This window comes from Oleiphilus sp. HI0086 (assembly GCF_001635225.1).
Window position 1 is genome coordinate 1 of record NZ_LWFZ01000424.1, and the last position, 420, is coordinate 420.

Annotated in this window: 1 pseudogene; it reads left to right on the forward strand. The window is 45.5% G+C overall.

Features of this window, described 5'->3' with window-relative positions:
* Positions 1–420: pseudogene (locus A3756_RS27350) on the forward strand (flagellar capping protein); the annotation flags it as partial.

The window sequence follows — 420 nt, forward strand, 5'->3', positions numbered from 1 at the left end:
TAACGACTGCTGCGACAAGAGGAGAGCTATCGGGCGCTGTAAGTTTAGGTGCTAGTACAACTATTGATGCAAATAATGATGAATTCACCATTAGTATTGATGGTACTGAAAGTGGTTCAATCACGCTTGATGCAGGTAGCTATACGCAGACTCAATTAGCTGCCGAGATTCAATCTAAAATCAATGCAGATTCAACGCTTAGTGCTGCTGGAAAGTCAGTAACGGTTAGTCTAGACGGCTCTAACCAGTTGGTAATTAATTCAAATGTTTATGGTGCGGCGTCTACGGTAGAGATAACAGCTGTTGATACTAATACAGTAGCTCAGCTTGGTCTGAGTATTGCTGCGGGCGTTGATGGCGTCGATGTTGAGGGTACTATCAACGGTGCTGTGGCGACAGGGTCAGGGCAGGTGTTAACCG